Here is a 2371-nt window from a genome sequence, read left to right as displayed (position 1 = left end):
ATCTCGCCATGAGGGAGGCTCGGACGCGCATCGATCAGGCCATGCGGGCTCTCGGCGAGCGCGGGCCGGTATGGTGGGACGATGGCGTGCCGGACCTCAGCGGGCGGCAGATCGAGGCGACGCCCTACGCCGACTGGTGGCATTCGCGCGGCGGCAGCTGAGGCCGCCTCATTCGAGCAGGTTGTCGCGCAGGCGCTCGACCGCTGCGCCGTCGATGCCGAGTTCCTCGGCGAGATAAGACTCTATGCTGCCGTGGCGCTCGGTGACTGCATCGAGCATGGTTTCGATATACTCGGGATAGGCTCGCGTCATCGGCAGCCAGCTCTCGCGCGGGGAATTGGCATCCAGCCCGTAGCGCGGGTTGCGGCAGAGCAGGTCGAACAGCGGCTCGGCGTAGCGATCGCTCAGGACATATTCGCCGATCACGGTATTGCGCGGTACGCCAAGCGCCGAGAGGACGAGGGCGGCGGCGATGCCGGTGCGGTCCTTGCCCGCCGCACAATTGAACAACAGCGGCAACTCACCTTGGACCAGCCGTGCAAACAGCTCGGCGAAGCCGGCGCGCTGCTCTTCGTGCAGCGTCCGATAGAGCGAGATCATCCGCTGGCGAACCGCTTGGGCATCGCCGGTGGTCAGCGTAGCCAGGCTGCCCTCGCTATGATCGTAATCCTGCGCGATCATCCGAACTTTGGCCGGGTCGTGCCAGCTGGTCGGATGTCGCGTCCTCTCGCTTGTCGTTCGCAGGTCGCAGATGCAGACGATGCCCAATCCAGTCAGCCGCTTGACATCCGCTTCGGTGAGATCGGCCATGGTACCGGAGCGGTAGAGGAGGCGGTGCCGGACGCGGCGGCCGTCACCTGTTTCATAGCCGCCAAGGTCGCGGAAATTATGGCCTCGCTGTAGCGGGAGGAACGGATCGGGGGGATAGCTCACGGGGTGCGCTCTGCGGCTTTGAGGTCGGCTGGCGCCGGTTCGTCTGCCAGGGCCGGTTGCGTGCTGCCGGCGATTCCGGGGGCTTCGAGAAGCGCGCTTGTTTCGATCATATCTAGAGCGCGCCGCGCCGCGACATAGCGTCGCGCCTGAGCGATCCAGGGGTCGGCCAAGCGATGGTCGCTAAGCCGCGCTATCTCGACCAGCGCGCCGTCAACATGGCCGATGTCGAGCTGCGCCTGCGCGCGGCGAACCCTATCCTCCGGGAGCTGTGACGGCGCGTCGGCGCGGCGGACGACGAACAGCGAGGCGAGAGCGCGGCGAGTCGATAGCCACCAGTTTTCACCGCCCCCCCCGCCGGCCAGCTGCGGCGCGATGCGCGCAAGCCCGTCCTGAAGTTCGTCGAGCGTGATTGGCTGGCGCGCGACGGTGATGATGGTGGCGACCGCTTGCGGTTCGCTGGAGCCAAAGCGGTCGCGCAGCAGGGCTTCGATGACCCCGAGAGCGACCCCGCGATCCAGCGCGCGGCGAGCCGCCATCGCGATGAGCAATCCTTCGGAGCGGCCGGCATTGCCCGAGGCGGCGCGGGTGCGGGTGTCGATCGTCTCGACCCGCGCCTCGATCCGGCCAAGCCGCTCGGCAAGGAGGGACACCTCTCCGGAAGCGGCCGGAGGTGCGATCATCAATGGTGGGATCGGGGTTGACGGGTGGATCTTAGCCGGGTTCAGCGGACGTCCCCAGCTGTCGAAGACGATCAAACCCATTCGCGATGCGCCCCAACCGGCTGCAATGATGCCGGCGAAAAAGGCCAGGGTGACGATGAGCAGCGTTCGCCTGAAGCCGGCGAAACGCGATCCGCTGTCATAGTCGTCGTAGCTCGCCATCAATGCCCCTCGTCACGATGCCTGATCGCACATGGTGAGCGCCGCCGCCAGCAGCGCCTCATCGGTGGGCAGCTCCGCCAAGGCGACCGCCTGCCAGCCGGTACCGGCGCTGGGGCGGCCCTGGCGCTGATCGCGGCCAGCAGAATCGTCCCTCGCGCCAGTCCGGCGGCATCGCTCAAGCCGGCGAACAGCGCGGCCGCTCGCGGTGAATGCAGCAGCACGACGGCGCCGTGACGGAGCGCATCGACCGCGGCCACCGGCAGATCGCGGCACGCATCAGCGGCATAGACCGGACAGGCAGTCACCTGCACGCTGCCACGCAGCGGGCGGTGCTCGCGACCGCACAGGTGGAGCATCCGTCGGACGCCAGCGGCGGCCGCTGCCTGCGCAAGCGCCGCGCCGTCGCCCTGTCCGACGTGCCGCACGGTGAGTCCAGCGGAGGCAGCGGCACGCGCCGTGGCGTCGCCGACGACGAATGCCGGGAGCGCGCGGTATCGGGCGAGTTCGGGTCCGGCATGGATCGCGGCATTGGCGCTGGTCAGCGCCAGCGCGTCGAA

The 2371-nt window shown here is 68.4% G+C and carries 3 protein-coding genes; all 3 read right to left on the bottom strand.

Going from position 1 to position 2371, the window contains the following annotated elements:
- Positions 1-168: 168 nt before the first annotated feature.
- The 3 genes from JOY90_RS34090 to JOY90_RS40255 are packed head-to-tail and all read right to left on the bottom strand — an operon-like array spanning position 169 to position 2335.
- Positions 169-933: a tyrosine-protein phosphatase gene (locus tag JOY90_RS34090; RefSeq protein WP_291695483.1), complete on the bottom strand. Its 765-nt coding sequence runs from the start codon at positions 931-933 to the stop codon at positions 169-171.
- The gene (locus JOY90_RS34085; protein WP_291695482.1) at positions 930-1814 is read right to left on the bottom strand and encodes a hypothetical protein; all 885 of its coding nucleotides are present in this window, start codon (positions 1812-1814) and stop codon (positions 930-932) included. Before JOY90_RS34085 ends, JOY90_RS34090 begins: the two co-directional genes overlap by 4 nt.
- Positions 1814-2335, bottom strand: coding sequence for a uroporphyrinogen-III synthase (locus JOY90_RS40255; RefSeq protein WP_367277028.1), 522 nt, complete (start codon positions 2333-2335; stop codon positions 1814-1816). The genes JOY90_RS34085 and JOY90_RS40255 overlap by 1 nt, the downstream gene beginning before the upstream one ends.
- Positions 2336-2371 lie beyond the last annotated feature (36 nt).

Source organism: Bradyrhizobium sp., from assembly GCF_019242285.1.
Taxonomy (GTDB): Bacteria; Pseudomonadota; Alphaproteobacteria; order Rhizobiales; family Xanthobacteraceae; genus Bradyrhizobium.
The sequence above is the reverse complement of the archived record's forward strand: the minus strand, read 5'-3'. Positions and strand labels throughout refer to the sequence as shown.